The sequence below is a fragment of the Granulicella pectinivorans genome (assembly GCF_900114625.1).
Classification (GTDB): Bacteria; Acidobacteriota; Terriglobia; order Terriglobales; family Acidobacteriaceae; genus Edaphobacter; species Edaphobacter pectinivorans.
In genome coordinates, this window is the sequence record NZ_FOZL01000001.1 from 745,222 (window position 1) to 764,124 (window position 18,903).

Below are 18,903 nucleotides of genomic sequence, written 5' to 3' on the forward strand. Positions count from 1 at the left end.
GGGCACCCTTCGGGGAGGAGTGGTAGCCTCAAGACGTATGCCTAGCTTCTGCCACCGCTGTCACGGAGAGCTTCCACCCGTCACCTCCGATGCCACGTTCTGCCCCCACTGCGGCGCTCCACAGCTACGCGTCATCGAAGAAAACGTCGTTGCCCTGCCGGCAACCCCCATCCCATCGACCACCGGAGCCGCTCCTCCGCCCTCCCCCGGCGGACTCCACTGGAACACCATCGTCGCGCTCGCCGCCATCGTGGCCGGTGTGGCGACCGTCATGATGGCCATCGTCTTCCTGCTCCCCGGCGCCTTTCCGATCGCCTGGCTCTGGACCGTCTCCGGAGCCGTCATCGTCCTCGGCCTCTACCAGCGGCGGCACCCCGAAACCCCGCTCAACGCCGGTCTGGGAGCGCGTGTCGGCATCGTCTACGGCCTGCTTGCCATCTCGTCGCTGGCCATCCTCACTGCTGTCTCGGGCGTCGTCGCGCGCTATGGCCTGCACCACATGGGCCCTGTCGACACATGGCTTACCAGCACCATGCACCAGGCCATGGAACAGCAGCTCCAGCAGCTTCAATCCTCGGGTAAGGCCTCTGACCCGGCGCTCTCGCCGGACCAGATGCGCGCCTTCTTCTACTCGCCTGAGGTCCGCGCCGGCCTCTCCCTTGCCATGCTCTCGGTCTCCGCCCTCTTCCTCGTCGGCTTCTCGGCTCTTGGAGGAGCCATCGGCGGCATCCTCCGCACACGCCGCCGCTAAGCCCAAACTGATAGAATCCGAGTCGTCATGAGTGAAAATACGGAAGTCAAAGCCACCCCGAACCTCCGCCTCAAGGGCCGTCTCATGTCCGCCTCCGAGATCGAGCGCACCCTCGTCCGCCTCGCCCACGAGATCGTCGAGCGCAACAACGGCGGCACCAACCTCGGTCTGGTCGGCATCAAGCGCCGCGGCGTGCCGTTGGCCCAGCGCCTCGCGGCTCATATCGCCAAGATCGAGAAGCACCCCGTCGACACCGGCGTCCTTGACATCGCCTTCTACCGCGACGACCTGTCCACCCGCGACATCCGCCCGGTCGTCACCCCCGGGGCCCTCGGCTTCGACGTCAACGGACGCGACATCATCCTGATGGATGACGTGCTCTATACCGGCCGGACGATCCGCGCGGCGCTCGACGCGCTCTTCGCGCATGGTCGCCCCAAGAGCGTGCAGCTTCTCGTTCTGATCGACCGCGGCCACCGCGAGCTGCCCATCCAGGCCACCTTCGTAGGCCGCCACATTCCCACCAGCCGCCGCGAGATCATCGAGGTCAAGCTGAACGAGATCGACGGCCAGGAAGAAGTGCTGCTTGTTGAGTTGGCTGACTAAACGGGGATGGTTTTTTGTCGTTCTGAGCGAAGCGAGAATCCCGGTATTGGTTCTTGCTGCTGCTTTTTCCTGCTCTTGAGATAGGCCCGGGCTCCAGCCCGGGCATTCCCACGCCCATCCCATCGGAGGCCCTACACACGATGCCCACCTACGCCCCCGGCTCCCTCCTGACCGTAGCTAACCTTCCCATTGAAGAAGTCGCCAAGGTTCTGGCCCTGGCCGATGAGCTAGAAGCGCTTCCCGCCAAAGAGAAGTCCCAGAAGCTCTCCGGACGCCGCGTCGCTCTCCTCTTCTACGAGTCCTCCACCCGCACCCGCACCTCCTTCGAACTGGCTGCCAAATCCCTCGGTGCCACGACCACCCTCGTCTCCGACAAATCCTCCTCCATTGAAAAGGGCGAGTCTCTCAAGGACACCGGCCTGACCCTCAAAGCGTTAGGTGCCGAAGCTATCATCCTTCGCCACAACTCCGGCGGAGCCCCGATGCTGCTGGCACGCATGACGGGCCTTCCGGTCCTGAACGCCGGCGACGGCATGCACCAGCACCCCTCGCAGGCTCTTCTCGACCTCCGCACCATCCTCCAGCGCCTTGGCAAGCCTACCCATACCGTCACCGAGACCACCCTCACAGGCACAACGGTCGTCATCACCGGAGACATCCGCCACTCCCGCGTGGCCCGCTCGAACGCGATGCTCCTGCCGCGGCTCGGCGCGAAGGTTATCCTCTGCGGGCCGCCTGAGCTCCTCCCTGAAGAGGCCCATACCCTGCACCCCACCCTCGAGATCGCCCGCGACTTCGACGCCGCCCTCAAAAACGCCGACGTGACCATGATGCTTCGCATTCAGAGCGAGCGCCTCGCCAACCTCAAGCTGGATCTCCCCGACTACATCGCCCGCTTCCAGCTCAACCAGGACCGCCTCGCCGCCTGCAAGCCGGGAATGGTCGTCCTGCACCCCGGTCCCATGATTCGTGGCCTCGAGATCGCCGGCGAAGTTGCCGACGGGCCCCAGTCCGCCATCGAACAGCAGGTCACCAACGGCCTCCACATTCGCGCCGCCCTCCTGGTCCGCGCCCTGCACGAAGGAGCGAAATGAGCGACCTTATCCTCACCGGCGGCCACCTCGTCGACCCCTCCCAGAACATTGACGGCCCCCGCGATCTTCTCATCCGCGATGGCCGTATCGCCGCCATCGAGCAGCCCGGCCTCCTCAAGGGCGAACACACCATGGACATCACCGGCCAGACCATCGCACCCGGTTTTGTCGACGTCCACGTCCACCTCCGCGAGCCGGGACAGACCTACAAAGAGACCATCGCCACCGGCACCAACGCCGCTGCCGCCGGAGGCTTCACCACGGTGGTCGCCATGCCCAACACCGTCCCGGTCAACGACACCGTTGCGTCCCTGGACTGGATGCTGCAGCCCGCCCGCAACGCCCGGGTCAACCTCCTCGCGATGCCCGCCGCCACCATGGGTTCGATGGGCGCGTTGCTTTCGAACTTCGAAGCGCTGGCAAAAGCCGGTGCCGTGGGTTTCACCGACGACGGCAAGCCGATCCTCGAAGATCCCATCATGCGCGAGGCTCTGCTGACCGCCGGCCGTCTCGGCCTGCCCGTCTCGCAGCACGCAGAGGACACCCGTTTGACTGGCGGATGCAGCATGAACGCCGGTCCGGTGGCCTTCCGCCTCGGCCTGCGCGGCATGACCGTCGAGGCCGAATCGAAGATCGTCGAGCGGGACATCCGCCTCATCGAGGACATTTGGAAGAAGGATGGCGTACGAGCCCATCTGCACGTTCAGCACGTCTCGACAGCCAAGGCCCTCGAAGCGATTCGCCGCGCGAAGGCCGATGGACACACCGTGACCTGCGAGGCGGCGCCGCACCACTTCACCCTGACGGATGAGGCCATCGGCGACTTCAACACGCACGCGAAGATGAACCCTCCCCTCCGCTCCGAGCTGGATCGCCAGGCCGTCATCGCCGCCCTCCTCGACGGAACCGTGGACTGCATCGCCACCGACCACGCTCCGCACGCCGCCCACGAAAAGGAGGTTGAGTTCGAACGGGCGCCCAACGGCATTACCGGCCTCGAGACCGCACTCGGACTTGCTTTACGGGTCCTCGTCCGGGAATACGGTATGCCCCTGTCGCGCGCCGTCGCGCTCCTCAGCACGCATCCCGCTGCGCTCATCCACCAGAAGGATCGCGGCACGCTCCGCGTTGGAGCACCTGCCGACCTCGTCCTCTTCGAAGCCACACAAGAGTGGACCTACGAGACCGCCAAGACGCTCTCCAAGTCGAAGAACTCTCCCTTCGATCAGGCACCTATGCTTGGACGGATCACCCAAACACTCATCGCCGGCAAGACGGTCTACGGGCGCTAGCCCTGCCGGACCATGGCCGCTCTGTACGGAGCGGCCATGATGCCTCCGGCAAAGCTACTGCATCTGGGCCGCGTTATGCTTCCGCGAGTGGAAAAGCTTGTGGTTGATATCCGGCCAGTACTCCTTGAACGCGAAGTTCGCGCTATCGATGATCATGCTCGTCAGCCACTTCTGCCCGACCTTCGTCCAGTCCCGGTAGACCGTTGGGTAGTACACGGACGACAATCCCGCGGCCGCACCCGCACCGACCACCTCGGCGAAGTTGAACACCGGTTTGCCCGAGTTGCTCCGGCTGATTACCACGCGCGACGCCGCATAGGTCAGCCGTTTGACCACACCGCCATGTCCCAGCGTGTAAAACCGGCTGTCCTGATGAAACAGCACCGGCCCCAGCCCACCTACCATGAAGTTTTCATCCGCCGTATCCGCGAAGGTATGCCAGTAGTAGCGTGAGTAGCCCATAACCCCCTGGTGAAACTCCGGGTAGGACTTACTGTTGAACGAGATCCCAGCCTGAATCGCCACGATGATGAATGACGAGTAGTCGAACGTATCGTGGGCCGCAATCGAGATCTTTTCGCCCGCGGTCTGCGGCGGCAGTACCGTCCCCGCACTCACCGACCGGAAATTCGGCATGATTCCCGCGATCCGCTTCGTCTGTTGCGGCCCGCCATCGGGGTCCACCTTTTCCTTCGGGGCCGTCTGGGACACCTGTGCCTCAAACCCCGGAGCATCCGGGAGATCGGCCTGCGCTGTTGCGGCAGCGGACGAACTCTCGGCCACCGCGACATCCATCAACTGCTGCGCGTCGAGTGAAACGGAACCAAGGGTCATCAGACCGAGGATAAGTATGGCCTGGCGCGCAGGGGCGCACATGCACTTCAAAAAAGATGGGGCCATATAAAGATTGACGTGACCGCGCCGAATTAGATTCGGGGCCTCTCTGGTTTAATCGCTTCTTTACAAGATACCGTGCATTTTTGCAGTTTCGACGATCACATCCAGTGCCTGGTCGATTTGGGCGCGGGTGTGTTCGCTGGTCATGATCGTCCGGATCCTGGCCTTGCCCTCCGGTACGGTGGGAAACGCGATTCCGGTTGCCATGACGCCGCGTTCGAACAGCGCCTTCGAGAACTCCATGGTCTTGCGGCCATCGCCGAGAATGATGGGTGTAATCGGCGTCTCGGACTTCGGCGTCGACATACCACCCACATCGAAGCCGACGTTAGTCAACTGTTCTTTGAAATAGGCTGTATTCGCCCACAGCCGGTCGATGCGTTCCGGCTCGTCTTCCAAGAGATCGAATGCCGCGATACACGTGGCCGCGACCGAAGGCGGATGAGACGTAGAGAACAGGAACGGCCGCGCCCGGTGGTACAGATAATCGATCAAATCGCGCGATCCGCAGACATAGCCGCCCAAGGCACCGATGGCCTTTGAAAGCGTTCCGACCTGCACATCGACCTTCGCGGTTGCGCCGAAGTGGTCGACCGACCCACGTCCATTGCGGCCCAGCACACCCGAAGCATGGGCATCGTCGACCATCATGATCGCGCCATACCTCTCGCAGAGATCGGCCAGCTCACCGACTGGCCCGATGTCGCCATCCATCGAAAACACGCCGTCCGTGATGACCAGTTTCTTGCCCGGCTCGTTCTCCAGCTCCTTCAGCAGTTCCTCGCAGTGGGCGACGTCCTTGTGGCGAAAGACCTTGATCTTGGCCTTCGATAGCCGCGCGCCATCGATGATCGAGGCGTGGTTCAGCTCGTCGGACAGGATGAAGTCGTCTTTGCCCAGGATGCTGGACACGGTACCCGCATTGGCCGTGAAGCCGGACTGGAAGACGACACACGCTTCGACGCCCTTGAACGCCGCGATCTTCTCCTCGAGCTCCATGTGGATCCGCATGGTTCCGGCGATCGTCCGTACCGCGCCCGAGCCCACGCCGTACTTGACCGTCGCTGCCAGAGCAGCCTCGCGGAGCTTCGGATGATTGCAAAGGCCGAGGTAGTTATTCGAAGCCAAATTGATGACCTTGCGCCCGTCGTAGTGGCACACCGGGGCCTGCTCGTCATCCAGAACGCGGAGCTTGAAGTAGGTGCCGCGCGCCTTCAGGTCGTCCATGACGGCAGTCAGGTGAGCGAGTTGCGGGCGTGTCGAGGAGGGCGAGGTCGAAGTGGCCATGACGAATATCTTAAGCCTTATTTGCTCCTCCGGGCTGTCTCGCCGCCTGTCCGCTGCATCACACCGCACATAAGGGATGCTGCAACCTGCGCATCCCGCAGGCTTTAGAACGACACTCCAGTGAGGAAACGTACGATGATCGTCACACGCAAGCCAAATTCCCTTGCCACCCGCACCCTGGTGGCTGCTTCTTTCGCGCTGGTCCTTCTGGCCGGCTGCAAATCCAAGCAGGACATCGCGATCGACCAGGCCAAGCAGCAGGCGGCCTCCTCGGGTCAGCCACAGCAGGTCGTCTGGACGGACAAAGACGGCAACACCACCACCACCATCGTTCAGCCACCCGCTCCCGGCCAGACGACACAGGCCATCACCACGACGACCAGCAAGACGACCAATGGGACCGTCGCGGCAGCGACGCCCGCCACAACGCCCGCTGCCGCACCGAACGGTGACCCGGTCGTCGGTCCGGTGGGAGCGCCTGCTTCACAGCCGCTCGCAGCCCAGCCTGCTCCCTCGGCTCCGCAGCCGAACACCGCGACGATCAGCCCGGTCAATGTCCGGGTTCCCGCCGGAACGTCGCTCGCGATCCGAATCAACCAGCACATCAACGTCAAGACGAGCCACGCCGGAGAGCGTTTCACGGGTGAAGTTGCCGAAGACGTTGCAGGTCCCGACGGCGGCATTGTGATCCCGCGTGGCACGCATGTGGATGGAGTTCTGGATGCGTCGCATCGGCGTGGACACTTCAAAGGTGCATCCATCCTGGAGCTGCGCCTGACCACGATGACGCTGAACGGCCAGCAGTACGCGCTCGACACGCATGACATTGTCCGCACCAAGAAGGGCAAGGGCAAGCGCTCGGCGGCCTTTATCGGCGGCGGTGCCGGTCTCGGCATGCTGGTCGGCGGCATCGCGACGGGCGGCGTCGGGCTCGTTGTGGGCGGTCTGGCGGGCGGCGGCGCGGGTACGGCCATCGCCGGCATGACCGGCAACCGCGATATCGATATCCCGGCTGAGAGCCTCATGCGCTTCCGCCTGGCTGACGATCTCGTTGTTCAGCCAAACAACTAATCCGAAATCAGAAAAACGAAAGGCCTGCCGACGACTCGGCAGGCCTTTTTTGTTCGATTGGAAATCGATGGATGTGATTCCCGGAATCCCTTCAAGCCTCCCGGCTTTGGGAGAGCGTCGTCGGTTTCGCGTCGGCGCATCCACTCGCGTGCTTCTAGGTATTCAGAAAATTCGTTACCCGTTCCATTGCGGAACGCACCACGGCAGGGTCGTCTCCAAAGCCGGCGAGCCACACGAACTGCGGCTCACGGCGGAACCACGTGCCCTGCCGTTTGGCGTAGTTTCTGTGGCCCTGCTGTGCCTGTGCGATGGCCTCGGGCTCACTCCGTTCACCGGCCAGCACTGCACATGCCTCGGCGTATCCCAGTGCCTGCAGGGACCGCTGTGGGCCGTACTTTGCCAGAAGGCCGCGTGTCTCCTCGACGAGCCCCCTCGTGAACATTGCCGCTGCCCGTGCGTCGATGCGCGCATATAGGGCCGAGCGCTCCGGTTGCAGGCCGAGACGCAGGATCCGGTAGCCCGTGAGACGGTCGCGGCCTTGCGACCACTGCTCGGTCATCGGCTTGCGCGCGGCGAGGGAGACTTCGATGGCACGAACGAGCTTCGGCTGGTCGTTGGGATGAATGAGAACCGCCGCGGCAGGGTCGAGACGAGACAGGAGCTTGTGCAGGTGACCGGAAGGCCGCTTGCGCAGCCGCTCGCGCAACGCTGGATCCTGGGGTGGGGCGGGGAAGAGGCCATCGATCAGGGCGCGGAGATAGAGGCCGGTTCCGCCGGCCACAATCGGCACCTTGCCCCGGGCTGTGATCGCTTCGAGCGCCACGCGGGCCTGACGGCTGAAATCGCCTGCTGTGAAGCCCTCGTCCGGGGTCACAACGTCCAGAAGGTGGTGCGGAATCCGGATCCGGTCGGCGGGCGAGGGCTTCGCGGTGCCGATCTCCATCTCGCGGTATACGGTCATGGAGTCGCAGCAGACAATCTCGCCGTTGTGCGCTTCGGCCAACTCCAGCGCAAGGCCGGTCTTGCCGCTGGCGGTGGGTCCGGCGAGCACGATTAAGGGGTTGCCGGTCGTTATCGGGGTCACCAAAGCCGCCACCAGCCCACGCCGAAGACACGATGCACCCCGGCACGCAGGACGCTGAAGACGACAACACCCAGGGCGATCCATACGAGGCCGCGAATCTGCCGGCGGCGTTCGTGGTGTTCAGGGCGCTCGTGCGGGGTCGTCATTCCCCCAGACTACTTCGGCTGGATGTTGTAGAGATAGTGGATCCGAAGTACCAGTTCGGGACCGTGGAACTCCTTCGGCAAGGGCGGGAACTGTCCGACGCTGGTGATCGAGCCCCAGGCCGCGCGGTTGAGTGCGTCGTCGTGCGTCGAGTACTCGAGGACCATGCCGTTGTGGACGCCGTCCTGGACGTGGATGCGTCCGTCGGGCAGGATCGTGATGCGGATCTGGGTCTCACCCTGCTTGTTCAGCGGGGGCTGCGCCTCTTCCGGAATGAGCGGATACCAGGCCGACTTGATCTGCCGGAGGATCTTGGTCAGATACGGGCCGAAGTCCACGCCTTCCGTATCCGAGAGGACCTCCGCGCCGGATGCGAGACCGCCATGCGGCCCTGGAGCATGGTCGTAGTCCGCGCCCCCGCCGCCGCCGGAACGCGCACTGCGCGCGGCCTGCTGGATGGCCGATCCGGGGGACTGCTGGCCACCGAAGATGGGCTTCGTGGGCACCGGAGCATCCACCATTGCCTGCTGTGAAGGGGCCTGGGGCAAGGGCTTCGGAGCGGGCTGCTGCTGTTGCGGAGCCTGTTGCTGGGGGGCGGTCTGCTGCGGGGCAGGGGACGGCTGCGGCTGGGGAGCGACCGGACCACGCATCGACTTCAACTGGTCCAGCGTCTTCTTATCCAGCTCAGGATGCGGCGTCTGCGCTGTGTGCGGCTTTTCCGCGATCTTGTCGGTCGGCTTATGCGTCAGCTTGGTCACATCGGGCGGCAGGTCGAGGAAGGTCATATCCTTCTCGTGCTGGCGGATGGCGTCGGCGGGATTGATGAGGCGCGGCTGGTGGAAGATGACCTGCGGGCCGTAGAAGATGAACCAGCCGATGGCCATGCAGATGATGACCGAGATGTAGATCGACTCGCGAAACCGGGCCTTGGCTGTCTCGTCCTCGATGGTGTCCAGCAGACGGATCAGTTCGTGCTCGTTCAACTCACCGAAACGGGAGGAACGAACGATCGCTGGCTGTACCTGACCCTCGGTCTGGTCGTCTTCGGATGGGGGCGGGTTGGGCGGCGTCAAGAGCGTTGGCATCTGCGTCAAGGTGTGACGTTGGCCGGAGCGGAAAGGTCTCGCTTCGGACCTGGCATGTCCTTCGTAAAGTAGATAAAACCGCGTAAAGAAGCGTTCGGAGCCAGACGGCGGAAGCCCAGGCGGCGTGCCCGCTTGCTTCCATCTTCTCATCTTTCCGTGGTCTTTTTGAGCTAAACCCGGGTTCACGCGATTCGATGCGCCTCGGCAGTACACTAAATCCCGTGCCAGAGACCCGCTTCCCGCCCGATATCCAGCCCGTCATCCTCACCATCAGCGACCGCTGCCACGCGGGTTTGCAGGTGGACCTCTCCGGTCCTGCCCTTGCACGGATTCTGGACGAGTGCGGGTTGCAGGCGATGCTGGAAACATTACCCGACGAGCAGGATCAGATCGCCGGGGCACTGCGCCGCCACGCCGCAATCTCAAAGCTCATCCTGACGACCGGAGGCACCGGGCTGGCTCCGCGGGATGTCACACCTGAGGCTACCCGTGACGTTTGCGAGCGCATCATCGACGGCCTTGCCGAGCGGATGCGTGCCGCCAGCCTGCTCGAGACGCCGATGGCCGCGCTGAGCCGGGCCGTGTGCGGTTCGGTTGGAGCTACGCTGATCGTCAACCTGCCTGGATCGCCATCGGGTGCGCAGACCTGCCTGCTGGCTATCCTGCCGCTTCTTCCGCATGCCCTGGACTTGCTCGCCGGGCGTACCGACCACCCCGCAAAAGGGTAAGATCAAGGGAAATACCGTGATCCTCTCAACTCTTCTCTCTCCGGCCAGCCTGTATCACAAGTTCAGCATCGGGCTCTTCGCCCTTCTGGCCCCGCTGGGCATATGGGGCGTCTTCTTCCTGTCGATCATCGACTCGACCTCCATCCCCATGCCCGCCGATCCGCTCATCATCCATTACGCGATCGAGCGCCCTCACACGTTCTATATCTATTGCTTTATGGCCGCACTGGGATCGGCGATCGGCGCGTTGGTTCCTTATTACATTGGCCGTGCCGGTGGCGAGCTTGTCCTGTTGAAGCGGATCAACCGCGAGCGCTTCGAGAAGCTACGCGATCGCTTCGAAAAGCAGGAGTTCCTCGCGATCATGATTCCGGCGGTCATGCCTCCGCCCATGCCGGTGAAGCTGTTCGAGCTCGCTGCAGGCGTCTTCGAGATGCGGCCGCTGATCTACTTCCTCGCGATTCTGACGGGGAAGTTTATCCGGTTTCTCGTCTGGGGACTGCTGGTTGTGTTTTTCGGCCAGACCATCCTGCACACCGTAGGACATGCCATTCGCCAGCATGCTGGCGTCGCCATCAGCGGCGCGCTCTTTCTGGTACTTCTGCTGGCTATTTATGTCGTCCGCCGCATCTTCGATAAGCGCCGTGGAACCACGCTGCCTATCGAAGAAAATGTATCCCGCGCACCCACCGAGTTTGTACCACCCGCTGAATAGGAGAACCACCATGGCCGGATGCCCGTCCCAGACCTTCCACGGAATCACCCCCGCGATCAAAGCGTACTTAGAAGCCAAGGGTGCGGCTGCCGGCATGCCCATTACCGGAGATAACGGCTCGGCCACGACCATGGGCGTCACGATCCAGTGGGCCTACGATCCGGCTGCGGAGACGCTCACCCTTACCTGCACCGATGCGCCCTTTTTCGTGCCTTGCAGCACGGTGTCGTCAAAGGTGACGGAGTTGGTGGAGGGCGCCAAGGCGCAGTCAGCTTAGGGTTTGGGCGGTTCGCCTGCAATCTGCCGCTTGCCGCTATTGCGGATGCCTGCGACACTCAGCGCATGCCTCATTTCTTCCCTGGTCACACGCCACTTCACCAGGTGAACCTCGCGATCCACGTGCTGTTCGGAACGATTGCGCTGGCGCTCGGGCTCGTTGCCATCGTGAGTCCCAAGCGGCGTGGTCTCCATACACGGGCGGGGATGCTGTTCCTTTATGCCTACCTGGTGGTTGTGACCACGGCAAGCATTGGTCTCGCCGTCTTCAACTTCCGCTCGTTTCTGGCGGTCGTCACGATCCTGAGCATCTACGACGTGTTCTCGGGATACCGTGCGCTCAGCCTTCGGGGCCGGCGTCCGCAACTCGTCGATCAGATTTTCAGCGTGGCCGGGATGATGACCCCGTGGATCTTCCTCGCGATCATGCGGAGGCTGCAACAGCCGTGGGCTCCGGCGCTGACCTGGTCGATCCTGGGTGGGCTGTTCGCCGTCAGCTCGTACGATCTGTTGCGGAACGTGCTGCCGCTCTCATGGCTGCGCCGCACCTGGGTGCAGGAGCACCTCTACAAGATGATGAGCGCCTACATCGCGATTACCTCGGCGTTCGCGGGTACGGTCTTTGCCGCGTATATGCCGTGGGCTGCGATTCTACCTTCGGTAGTGGGCACGATGGTCTCCGTTGGCTTCCTGATCGCGGGGCCGCGTGCGTGGAAGGGCAATCGCCGTTCGACCGCCTAGTTAGTGGTCGATGCGGCCATCCATCTCCATCCGCACCACCTGGCGATTGCCATCGAGCACCACCTTTCCCGTGAGCGGCGGGTTCGTCCGGCCCTTCAGGAACGGGACGTCGTACATGAACCGCAGATCTCTGAAGGTGACGGTCCATACGGCTTTGGGATCATCCGGATCGACGCTTGCTCCCGAAATATCAGTGACGACAGGGAACTGCGACCAGTCCAAGTACGCCTGACCAAGGCGTGACCGCTTCGCTACCAGGGTGGACACAGTGGTGGGTGGGCGGAAGAAGACATCCTCGGGAGCCGAGGTGTCGATGGTGGAGTTGAGGGTATTCGCGGTGGCGAGTTGCGCGAAGTTCTCGGTTTCCATGACGATGTGCCACTTGTATGGGTTGATGGGGTAGGGGCTGGCCGAGATTCTGCCGACCATGACCGGGGTGCCTTCGGGGACCGAGGCGGAAAGGTCCATCTGCGCTGCGAGCCGGATGGCCTTTTGCTGCTCGTTGATCCTCCACGTCCAGATACCGCAGATGCCCAGCAGGGCAGCGAGCGCCCAGCCTTGACCGCGGAACTTGGGCTTCTGCGCTCCCACTTCGGCGTTGATGAGTCCGAAGAGCACGGGCATGATGAGTGCGCCGAGCAGCAGGATAAAGATGACGGGCTCAAAGATGAAGACGATCGACCCGGCGTACCACCTGGGATTGAACGGGAAGAAGGGGCGGAGGCCGTAGTTGTTGGTGAAGTCGAGGAGCAGGTGACTGAGCAGGCCGACGAGCGATGCCACCCAAAGCATCCACCAGTTGACCGGGGCGGCCGTCTCCGGCTTGCCGCGCTTGACGCGGAATCGATGCCACGTCCAGACCAGACCCACGATCAACGCCGCCTCAAACGGTATCGCCACGAAGGTGTGCGTGATGCCGCGGTGATGCTGGAAGCCGGCGATCGGGCCATCGAGCGACCAGAGAGTGTCGATATCGGGAAATTCCGCCGCGATGGTCATTGCGAGCGTGGCGTAGGCCGCCTTCTTGTTGAGGCCAGCCCGCGAAAGGCACGCCCCCGTCAGCATGTGTGTCACCGGTTCCATAGGGACCAGCTTACATGTCCCGCTGCGCGCTGGAGTCACCGCGTGATTTGTCTTCGGGTTCAGGCCGGGCTTGATCCTGCGGCCTTCCCGGAAGATGAAGCGGACGGATGGCCCCTATAATTTTCCAATGACTCCCGACCAGCAGATCGCGGCCCTGCGTGACGAGATCCGCCACCACGAACATCTCTACTATGTCCTCGATACGCCCGAACTGACAGACGCCCAGTACGACGCGAAGATGAATGCGCTGAAGAAGTTGGAGGCGGCGCATCCGGAGCTGATCACGTCCGACTCCCCCACACAGCGCGTCGGCGGCAAGCCCCGCGACGGGTTTCTGAAGACACCGCACTCCCGGCCCATGCTCTCGCTCGACAATGCCTACAATGAGACCGACCTGAGGGCCTGGGACATGCGGATCCGGGAGTCGCTGCCCAGCTCCGAACAAGTCCGCTATGTGTGCGAGGTAAAGCTGGACGGCCTGTCTCTCGCGCTGCATTACGCAGCAGAGCCTGGCCAGTCCGCGCCTCTGCTGCGCGGCATTACGCGAGGTGATGGCTCGATCGGCGAGGATGTGACAACGAACGTGCGAACCATTCGCTCCGTGCCGTTGAGCATAGGGGCTTCCAGGCTGGAGAAACTCGGTCTGCCTGAGGCCTTTGAGGTGCGGGGCGAAGTGGTTCTCCCCTTTGCGGCCTTCAAGAAGATGAATGAGGAGCGGGAGGCGAACGGCCAGGCTCCCGCCGCAAACCCGCGCAATGCCGCCGCCGGCACCATCCGGACCCTGGAGCCGAATATCGTGGCGCAACGCCGGCTTGAGTTTTACGCCTACTTCCTATTGCACGGCATGGGCGAGAAGGTTGGGGAGATGCTGATGTCGACCCAGACGGCGGCACTCGAAGCGCTGCGCGGTGCTGGGTTCCTGGTCAACCCCCATATCGAGACGGTCGAGACGGTTGAGCAGATTCTTGGGTTCATTGCGCGGATCGATGCTGCTCGGGACGGGTTGGCGTACGAGATCGACGGCGTCGTGATCAAGGTCGACTCGGTGGCCCAGCAGAGACGCCTGGGCTTCACGGGCAAGGCTCCGCGTTGGGCGATTGCCTACAAGTTTCCCGCGCGGGCGGGAGTTACTCAGCTACTCGGCGTGGCCTTCCAGACCGGACGCACGGGGAAGATCACCCCAGTGGCACAGCTCGACCCGGTTTTCATTTCGGGCACGACCGTCTCCCGCGCGACGCTGCACAATGCCGACGAGATCGCTCGCCTGGGCGTGCGGATCGGCGACTACGTCCAGGTGGAACGCGGTGGCGACGTGATTCCGAAGATCATCCAGGTGGTGGAAGACAAGCCGCGCGGGGCGAAGGAGATTGTGTTCCCAGTCCGCTGCCCACGCTGTAATACGGAGCTGATCAAGGCCGAGGGCGAGGTCGACTGGCGCTGCCTGAATATCTCCTGCCCCGCACGCGTGGCGGAAGAACTGCTGCATTGGTCGGCGCGCAAGGTGATGAACATAGAAGGGCTCGGCGAGTCGATGGTGGCGCAGCTTCTTGCTCCTCGGACCGCTGCAGGTGTGGCGATCATCGCCCCTGAACCCGATGACACAGGGGAGCTGCAAGAGGCAGGCGTGCGCGCGGAAGCCGATGCCGAAGCTGCACTTCCTCCACTGATCGGCGGGATCGCCGATCTCTATTCGCTGAAGAAGGAAGAGCTGACCGCGCTCGACCGGGTTGGCGACAAGTCCGCCCAGGCCCTGCTCGACGAGATCGCCCGCTCGACATCGGCACCGCTCTCCCGCGTTCTGTTTGGGCTGGGAATTCGGTTTGTCGGTGAGCGGACCGCCGCGCTGCTGGCCCAGCACTTCGGCTCCATGGATGACATCATGCAAGCGACCAGCGAGGAGCTGGAGGCGGTGAACGAAGTCGGCCCCCGGGTCGCTGAGGCGATCGTGGAGTTTTTCTCGATCGATCGGAATCGCACCCTCGTCACCAAGCTGAAGAACGAGTTGGGATTCACGATGGAGGCTGAAAAGCGGGTCACGACCACAACGCTTGAAGGCTTGACCTTTGTCCTGACCGGAACCCTGCCCACCCTCACTCGCGACGCCGCCAAGGCCCTGATCGAGGGGGCTGGAGGCCGCGTCTCCGGATCCGTGAGCAAGAAAACGGACTATCTCGTCGCAGGGGAAGATGCGGGCTCGAAGCTCGACAAGGCCATAGCGTTGGGTGTGAAGACGCTGGATGAAGACGGATTACTGATGCTGTTGGAGGTCCCCGGGGAACTCCGCTAAGCGGCCATCAAAAGTTTCGGTCGTTGGTGCCTTGGAGAGGAAAGGCTGGATGCTGTTTTTCGAGATCAGCGAAAGGCAGACGACACCATAGACTACCCACTCTGAGTTCACTCGAATCTCAAGCGGGTCCGAAAGCTTGAACATGACCATGGCCCAGGGAATCGCGAGCCATGCAATTCGTTTCATCCGCTGGTTGCCGATACGATCGAAGAAGAGTGCGTAGGGGATCCAGAGAAAGCCGAATAGGCTGAAGTAGGTGGGCCAGTGCGTGGGATTGATCAAGAGATGGAAGTTGATGCGGTAAAGCGACAGGCTCGGTTCCGGTCCACCTGACACATAGATGCACGTCTGGTTGACAACATACCAAAGGAGGAACTGCGCTAACGTCTCCAGCACAAGGGCAACACGGGTTGATTTCAACGCCTGCCAGAGGGATCCGGCACTCCCAAGACCAAAGAGGAAGAAGACCATCGGCAAAAAGATCGTGGACTCGCGATTGGTGGTTGCGATGAGGAAGACCGGATAGAAAAGCCAGCGGTTTCGCGTAAACGCTGCGTAGGATGCCAGCCCGAAGAACGCCATGCTGGGCACATCGTAAGGCGTCTGCCAATGCATCTCGGGCGTGAGCAGAAAATGATAGTTTGTCACCCAAATCACAAGGAGTGACATCCACTCCCAGGGGCTATCCTGTCCTATCATCTCCCGGATCCAAAATCTTGCTACGGCAATCGCCAGGAGCAGCATTGCCGCGTTGACCACGATACTGAATATCTCGTTTGCGCCGAGGCTGGAAGTCTTGAAATGCACATGCAGCCCAAGCCGGAGGAAGCCACGGTACACGCAGGCCATAAAGATGCGCCGCCGAAAGGGATATGTGACCTGCCCCATCGCAAAATCGACGAATTTAAAGCCCTTCTGCGTGACAACGTAGGTAATGGCGAACTGGAGTGAAGACACGGCAGCGAGAAACCAGTACAGCCAAGGCGCAAACTTTTTCATAGAGGTCCAGGGATTTCTAAGTTGTCGCGGTATGCCGAGAGTTTAGCACAGCAAATCCGCGCGAAGGCTGCTGCTAGGCCTTTCGCTAAGCTACACGACAGGGGCCTTTACCGGCTAGCTTCGCTTCCCGGCGTGATGATTCCGATCTGGTCGACTCCAGCCCGGTGTGCATCGTCAATGACTTCGGCGATCTTTGTAAAGTCGAGATCCGCATCACCTTTGACAAACATCTGCTTCTCCGCTCGGGTGGCAAACACCTCCGCGAGTTTCGCCTCGATGCTGTTTTTTGAAAAAGCTGCGCCGTTGATCTCATAGCTGACTGCGCCGTCCGGGCGCGACAACACCGAAACCACAATCGGGTCAGAGGGACCGAGAGGCTCTTCGTGCTTTGATGGCTGCAAAGCCTCTGCAGCGAGCCCCTTCGGCGCTACCGGCACAATGACCATGAAGATAATCAGCAGGACCAGGAGCACATCGATCAGCGGTGTTACGTTGATCTCGGAGACACTTCCACCATTTCCACTCGCGTGCATCGACATAGCAACCTCCGTACACAGCTCGAGGCTGTGTGTCAGAAGAATCCGGCCCACCGGAAGCTCGCGAGAGCGGGTCACAGGGCTTATGCAGCCATTGACATCAGAACTTTTAGAGACAGAAACGGGCGCCTCCCACAGCATGGTCGACGCCCGTCCTACAGCCTTACGAAAACCTTGCTTACTGGCCAGCCTCAACGCGAGGCGTGATCAGACCGATGTTATCGACGCCGGCCTGATGGCCCATGTCGATGACTTCGGCAATCTTGACGAAGTCCAGATCCTTGTCACCCTTGACGAACATCACCTTCTCCTGGCGAGCGGCGAAGATGGTCGCAAGCTGGGATTCGATGGCCGACTTGTTGAAGGCAGTCTCGTTGATCTTGTACGAGGGCTCACCCGCTCCATTGGACTGCACCTGAACGACAATGGTGCGGTCGTTAGGCGTGTCATTTGTCTTGTTCTTCGGCGGCTGGGGAACCAGCGCGTCAAGACCCTTCGGAGTCACCGGCACGATGACCATGAAGATGATCAAAAGAACCAGTAGCACGTCGATGAGCGGGGTTACGTTGATTTCAGAAACCGCGCCGCCTGTACCTCCACCACCCATTGCCATAGCTAACCTCCTGAAGAATCCCGGCAGTCCCTTGGGAGATGCCGTCCTTGCTTATCTTGCGTGGAGCCGGGGTTACCCGGCCCACAAATCTTTTACTTCTTCGCCGGTGCTGCTTCTTCGTCCGTCTTCTCGGTCAACAGGCCGAGTTCGCTGACTCCAGCGGAACGAACGCCGTCAACAGCGTCCATTACCTTGCCGTAGTTCGCGCGGACGTCCGCACGCATGTACACCTGCTTGCTGCCAACCTTTTTTTCCAGCTTTGCCGCAACCTTGGGGCCGAGATCGTCCAGCGAGACGACATCGCCACCGAGGTACGTGCGGCCATCGCGAGTGACTGCGACAACAACCGCGTCTTCCTTGTTCGCGTCTTCCATCACCTTGGCCGAGACGGCCTTCGGAAGATCGACGTTGACCTTGTTGTTCAACATCGGTGTGATGACCATGAAGATGATCAACAGCACAAGCATCACGTCTACCATGGGTGTGACGTTGATGTTCGAGTTGACTTTCTTACCTTCGTCGCGCTTTACGATTCCCATTGCTTCACTCCGCAGACTGCAGAAACGACCGATCCGTTAGAGGTCGCCCTCATTGACTTCGCCTGACTTCCGTTGTGCTGAACAACTGCTCCTCGGTCGTCCAGGCGCGCTGTTTGACGGCCTGTCCGGAGTCAGCCTGGATGCCGCTCGCTTGCGGCATCCAGACCACTCTCGATTCTCGCGAGGTACATCCTCACGCGGCGCTCTTGCACCGCGCAGGGTTTAGCGGTGGCTCTGCTTGATGAAGTAGTCGACCAGTTCCGACGAGCTGTTGTCCATCTCGACGTCGAAGGCTTCGACCTTGTTCGTGAAGTAGTTGAAGGTCATAACGGCCGGGATAGCGACGAGCAGACCGAAGGCGGTCGTCACGAGCGCTTCCGAGATACCGCCGGCGACTGCGCCGATACCCGAGGACTTCTGGGTCGCAATAGCCTGGAAGGCGTTGAGAATACCGGTTACCGTGCCGAAGAGGCCGATGAACGGTGCGCAGGAACCGATCGTGGCGAGACCGCCGAGACCGCGCTTCAGCTTGGCATGCACGATTGCCTCAGAACGCTCGAGGGCGCGCTTGGAGCTTTCGACCTGAGCTTCGGTGATGCTGCCACCCGAACCGAAGGAGCGGAACTCCTGGAGACCGGCGGTGACGACTTCAGCAAGGTGCGACTTCTTGGAGCGATCGGCAATCTTGATCGCCTCGTCCAGACGGCCATCCTTGAGCGCGCCGGCAACTTTGGGAGCAAACTCGCGGGACTGCTTACGCGCTGCCGAGAAGTACAGGTAGCGGTCAATCATCACGGCCAGCGACCAGATCGACATGATGAACAGGATGATGACGACGGCGCGGGCAAGGTTACCCATATTGCCCCAGAGCTGCATGGGGCTGAAGCCGACCGCCGGAGCATCGTCGAAGAACATGGCGAGGGAAGCGGGAACGTGAGCGAGTTGGGTGAGATGAGCGAGAATCACTGAGTCTTTCCTCCAGACCGATTAGGTCGGTTTGATAAAGTCGTTGTTTGAACTGACAGCAGACCTCTGTAACGTGCTGACAAAGGCCTGCCTGCTGAGAGTTCCAAGA

The 18,903-nt window shown here is 61.8% G+C and carries 21 protein-coding genes; 10 read left to right on the forward strand and 11 right to left on the reverse strand.

Annotated features, from left to right (window positions below; translation table 11 throughout):
* Window positions 1–37: 37 nt before the first annotated feature.
* The 4 genes from BM400_RS02860 to BM400_RS02875 all read left to right on the forward strand — a co-directional run bounded on the left by BM400_RS02860 (window position 38) and on the right by BM400_RS02875 (window position 3,743).
* Complete coding sequence (locus tag BM400_RS02860) at window positions 38–751, forward strand: zinc ribbon domain-containing protein (RefSeq protein WP_089836452.1); 714 nt, start codon at window positions 38–40, stop codon at window positions 749–751.
* Between the two features lie 27 nt (window positions 752–778).
* Window positions 779–1,357 (forward strand): bifunctional pyr operon transcriptional regulator/uracil phosphoribosyltransferase PyrR, encoded by a 579-nt coding sequence (gene pyrR, locus BM400_RS02865; RefSeq protein WP_281245476.1) that lies wholly within the window; start codon window positions 779–781, stop codon window positions 1,355–1,357.
* A gap of 140 nt (window positions 1,358–1,497) precedes the next feature.
* The gene (locus tag BM400_RS02870; protein WP_089836454.1) at window positions 1,498–2,451 is read left to right on the forward strand and encodes an aspartate carbamoyltransferase catalytic subunit; all 954 of its coding nucleotides are present in this window, start codon (window positions 1,498–1,500) and stop codon (window positions 2,449–2,451) included.
* Complete coding sequence (locus BM400_RS02875; RefSeq protein WP_089836456.1) at window positions 2,448–3,743, forward strand: dihydroorotase; 1,296 nt, start codon at window positions 2,448–2,450, stop codon at window positions 3,741–3,743. The genes BM400_RS02870 and BM400_RS02875 overlap by 4 nt, the downstream gene beginning before the upstream one ends.
* A 54-nt stretch (window positions 3,744–3,797) precedes the next feature.
* Here the strand turns inward: BM400_RS02875 and BM400_RS02880 are convergent, their stop codons facing one another.
* Complete coding sequence (locus tag BM400_RS02880; protein ID WP_245781649.1) at window positions 3,798–4,577, reverse strand: hypothetical protein; 780 nt, start codon at window positions 4,575–4,577, stop codon at window positions 3,798–3,800.
* Between the two features lie 126 nt (window positions 4,578–4,703).
* On the reverse strand, window positions 4,704–5,927 hold the full coding sequence (locus tag BM400_RS02885; RefSeq protein ID WP_089836460.1) for a glycine C-acetyltransferase: 1,224 nt from the start codon (window positions 5,925–5,927) through the stop codon (window positions 4,704–4,706).
* Between the two features lie 135 nt (window positions 5,928–6,062).
* Between BM400_RS02885 and BM400_RS02890 the strand changes: the two genes are divergently transcribed.
* Window positions 6,063–6,998, forward strand: coding sequence for a hypothetical protein (locus BM400_RS02890; protein WP_089836462.1), 936 nt, complete (start codon window positions 6,063–6,065; stop codon window positions 6,996–6,998).
* Window positions 6,999–7,152: 154 nt separating this feature from the next.
* Here BM400_RS02890 and miaA read toward each other — a convergent pair whose 3' ends face one another.
* From miaA to BM400_RS02900, 3 genes are read right to left on the reverse strand one after another with little or no spacing between them, the layout of a single operon-like run.
* A complete protein-coding gene (gene miaA / locus BM400_RS02895) occupies window positions 7,153–8,082 on the reverse strand; it encodes a tRNA (adenosine(37)-N6)-dimethylallyltransferase MiaA (RefSeq protein ID WP_245781650.1) in 930 nt (309 codons plus the stop codon).
* Window positions 8,079–8,228 carry a hypothetical protein gene (locus BM400_RS22360; protein WP_245781651.1) on the reverse strand — a complete coding sequence of 50 codons (150 nt, stop codon included), beginning with the start codon at window positions 8,226–8,228 and terminating at the stop codon, window positions 8,079–8,081. Before BM400_RS22360 ends, miaA begins: the two co-directional genes overlap by 4 nt.
* A 9-nt stretch (window positions 8,229–8,237) precedes the next feature.
* Window positions 8,238–9,311 carry an energy transducer TonB gene (locus BM400_RS02900; protein WP_175528838.1) on the reverse strand — a complete coding sequence of 358 codons (1,074 nt, stop codon included), beginning with the start codon at window positions 9,309–9,311 and terminating at the stop codon, window positions 8,238–8,240.
* Between the two features lie 221 nt (window positions 9,312–9,532).
* Here BM400_RS02900 and BM400_RS02905 point away from each other — a divergent pair, with 221 nt between their 5' ends.
* From BM400_RS02905 to BM400_RS02920, 4 genes are all read left to right on the forward strand, one after another.
* The gene (locus tag BM400_RS02905) at window positions 9,533–10,039 is read left to right on the forward strand and encodes a MogA/MoaB family molybdenum cofactor biosynthesis protein (protein WP_245781652.1); all 507 of its coding nucleotides are present in this window, start codon (window positions 9,533–9,535) and stop codon (window positions 10,037–10,039) included.
* Window positions 9,990–10,754 carry a YqaA family protein gene (locus BM400_RS02910; RefSeq protein ID WP_089836469.1) on the forward strand — a complete coding sequence of 255 codons (765 nt, stop codon included), beginning with the start codon at window positions 9,990–9,992 and terminating at the stop codon, window positions 10,752–10,754. Before BM400_RS02905 ends, BM400_RS02910 begins: the two co-directional genes overlap by 50 nt.
* A 10-nt stretch (window positions 10,755–10,764) precedes the next feature.
* Window positions 10,765–11,031 carry a hypothetical protein gene (locus BM400_RS02915; protein ID WP_089836471.1) on the forward strand — a complete coding sequence of 89 codons (267 nt, stop codon included), beginning with the start codon at window positions 10,765–10,767 and terminating at the stop codon, window positions 11,029–11,031.
* A 65-nt stretch (window positions 11,032–11,096) separates the two neighbouring features.
* Entirely contained in the window at window positions 11,097–11,771 is a 675-nt protein-coding gene (locus tag BM400_RS02920; protein WP_089836473.1) for a hypothetical protein, read from the forward strand.
* Here BM400_RS02920 and BM400_RS02925 read toward each other — a convergent pair whose 3' ends face one another.
* Window positions 11,772–12,854 carry a metal-dependent hydrolase gene (locus BM400_RS02925; RefSeq protein WP_089836475.1) on the reverse strand — a complete coding sequence of 361 codons (1,083 nt, stop codon included), beginning with the start codon at window positions 12,852–12,854 and terminating at the stop codon, window positions 11,772–11,774. It abuts the gene before it with no gap.
* Window positions 12,855–12,981: 127 nt separating this feature from the next.
* On the opposite strand from BM400_RS02925, the gene ligA reads away from it, so the two are divergent.
* Window positions 12,982–15,141: an NAD-dependent DNA ligase LigA gene (gene ligA / locus BM400_RS02930; protein ID WP_089836477.1), complete on the forward strand. Its 2,160-nt coding sequence runs from the start codon at window positions 12,982–12,984 to the stop codon at window positions 15,139–15,141.
* Here ligA and BM400_RS02935 read toward each other — a convergent pair.
* The 5 genes from BM400_RS02935 to BM400_RS02955 form a co-directional block, all read right to left on the reverse strand.
* Entirely contained in the window at window positions 15,103–16,140 is a 1,038-nt protein-coding gene (locus tag BM400_RS02935) for a hypothetical protein (protein ID WP_089836479.1), read from the reverse strand. The genes ligA and BM400_RS02935 overlap by 39 nt on opposite strands.
* Window positions 16,141–16,247: 107 nt before the next feature.
* Entirely contained in the window at window positions 16,248–16,679 is a 432-nt protein-coding gene (locus BM400_RS02940; RefSeq protein ID WP_089836481.1) for an ExbD/TolR family protein, read from the reverse strand.
* A gap of 175 nt (window positions 16,680–16,854) precedes the next feature.
* Entirely contained in the window at window positions 16,855–17,289 is a 435-nt protein-coding gene (locus BM400_RS02945) for an ExbD/TolR family protein (protein ID WP_089836483.1), read from the reverse strand.
* 92 nt (window positions 17,290–17,381) lie between these two features.
* Entirely contained in the window at window positions 17,382–17,828 is a 447-nt protein-coding gene (locus BM400_RS02950; protein ID WP_089836485.1) for an ExbD/TolR family protein, read from the reverse strand.
* A 222-nt stretch (window positions 17,829–18,050) separates the two neighbouring features.
* The gene (locus tag BM400_RS02955) at window positions 18,051–18,794 is read right to left on the reverse strand and encodes a MotA/TolQ/ExbB proton channel family protein (protein WP_089836486.1); all 744 of its coding nucleotides are present in this window, start codon (window positions 18,792–18,794) and stop codon (window positions 18,051–18,053) included.
* Window positions 18,795–18,903: the final 109 nt, after the last annotated feature.

Excerpts from the sequence above, each read along its gene's own strand:
- BM400_RS02860 (WP_089836452.1), top strand. The coding sequence starts at position 38 with ATGCCTAGCTTCTGCCACCGCTGTCACGGAGAGCTTCCACCCGTCACC.
- pyrR (WP_281245476.1), top strand. The coding sequence starts at position 779 with ATGAGTGAAAATACGGAAGTCAAAGCCACCCCGAACCTCCGCCTCAAG.
- BM400_RS02870 (WP_089836454.1), top strand. The coding sequence starts at position 1,498 with ATGCCCACCTACGCCCCCGGCTCCCTCCTGACCGTAGCTAACCTTCCC.
- BM400_RS02875 (WP_089836456.1), top strand. The coding sequence starts at position 2,448 with ATGAGCGACCTTATCCTCACCGGCGGCCACCTCGTCGACCCCTCCCAG.
- BM400_RS02880 (WP_245781649.1), bottom strand. The coding sequence starts at position 4,577 with ATGACCCTTGGTTCCGTTTCACTCGACGCGCAGCAGTTGATGGATGTC.
- BM400_RS02885 (WP_089836460.1), bottom strand. The coding sequence starts at position 5,927 with ATGGCCACTTCGACCTCGCCCTCCTCGACACGCCCGCAACTCGCTCAC.
- BM400_RS02890 (WP_089836462.1), top strand. The coding sequence starts at position 6,063 with ATGATCGTCACACGCAAGCCAAATTCCCTTGCCACCCGCACCCTGGTG.
- BM400_RS22360 (WP_245781651.1), bottom strand. The coding sequence starts at position 8,228 with ATGACGACCCCGCACGAGCGCCCTGAACACCACGAACGCCGCCGGCAG.
- BM400_RS02900 (WP_175528838.1), bottom strand. The coding sequence starts at position 9,311 with ATGCCAACGCTCTTGACGCCGCCCAACCCGCCCCCATCCGAAGACGAC.
- BM400_RS02910 (WP_089836469.1), top strand. The coding sequence starts at position 9,990 with ATGCCCTGGACTTGCTCGCCGGGCGTACCGACCACCCCGCAAAAGGGT.
- BM400_RS02915 (WP_089836471.1), top strand. The coding sequence starts at position 10,765 with ATGGCCGGATGCCCGTCCCAGACCTTCCACGGAATCACCCCCGCGATC.
- BM400_RS02920 (WP_089836473.1), top strand. The coding sequence starts at position 11,097 with ATGCCTCATTTCTTCCCTGGTCACACGCCACTTCACCAGGTGAACCTC.
- BM400_RS02925 (WP_089836475.1), bottom strand. The coding sequence starts at position 12,854 with ATGGAACCGGTGACACACATGCTGACGGGGGCGTGCCTTTCGCGGGCT.
- ligA (WP_089836477.1), top strand. The coding sequence starts at position 12,982 with ATGACTCCCGACCAGCAGATCGCGGCCCTGCGTGACGAGATCCGCCAC.
- BM400_RS02935 (WP_089836479.1), bottom strand. The coding sequence starts at position 16,140 with ATGAAAAAGTTTGCGCCTTGGCTGTACTGGTTTCTCGCTGCCGTGTCT.
- BM400_RS02940 (WP_089836481.1), bottom strand. The coding sequence starts at position 16,679 with ATGTCGATGCACGCGAGTGGAAATGGTGGAAGTGTCTCCGAGATCAAC.
- BM400_RS02945 (WP_089836483.1), bottom strand. The coding sequence starts at position 17,289 with ATGGCAATGGGTGGTGGAGGTACAGGCGGCGCGGTTTCTGAAATCAAC.
- BM400_RS02950 (WP_089836485.1), bottom strand. The coding sequence starts at position 17,828 with ATGGGAATCGTAAAGCGCGACGAAGGTAAGAAAGTCAACTCGAACATC.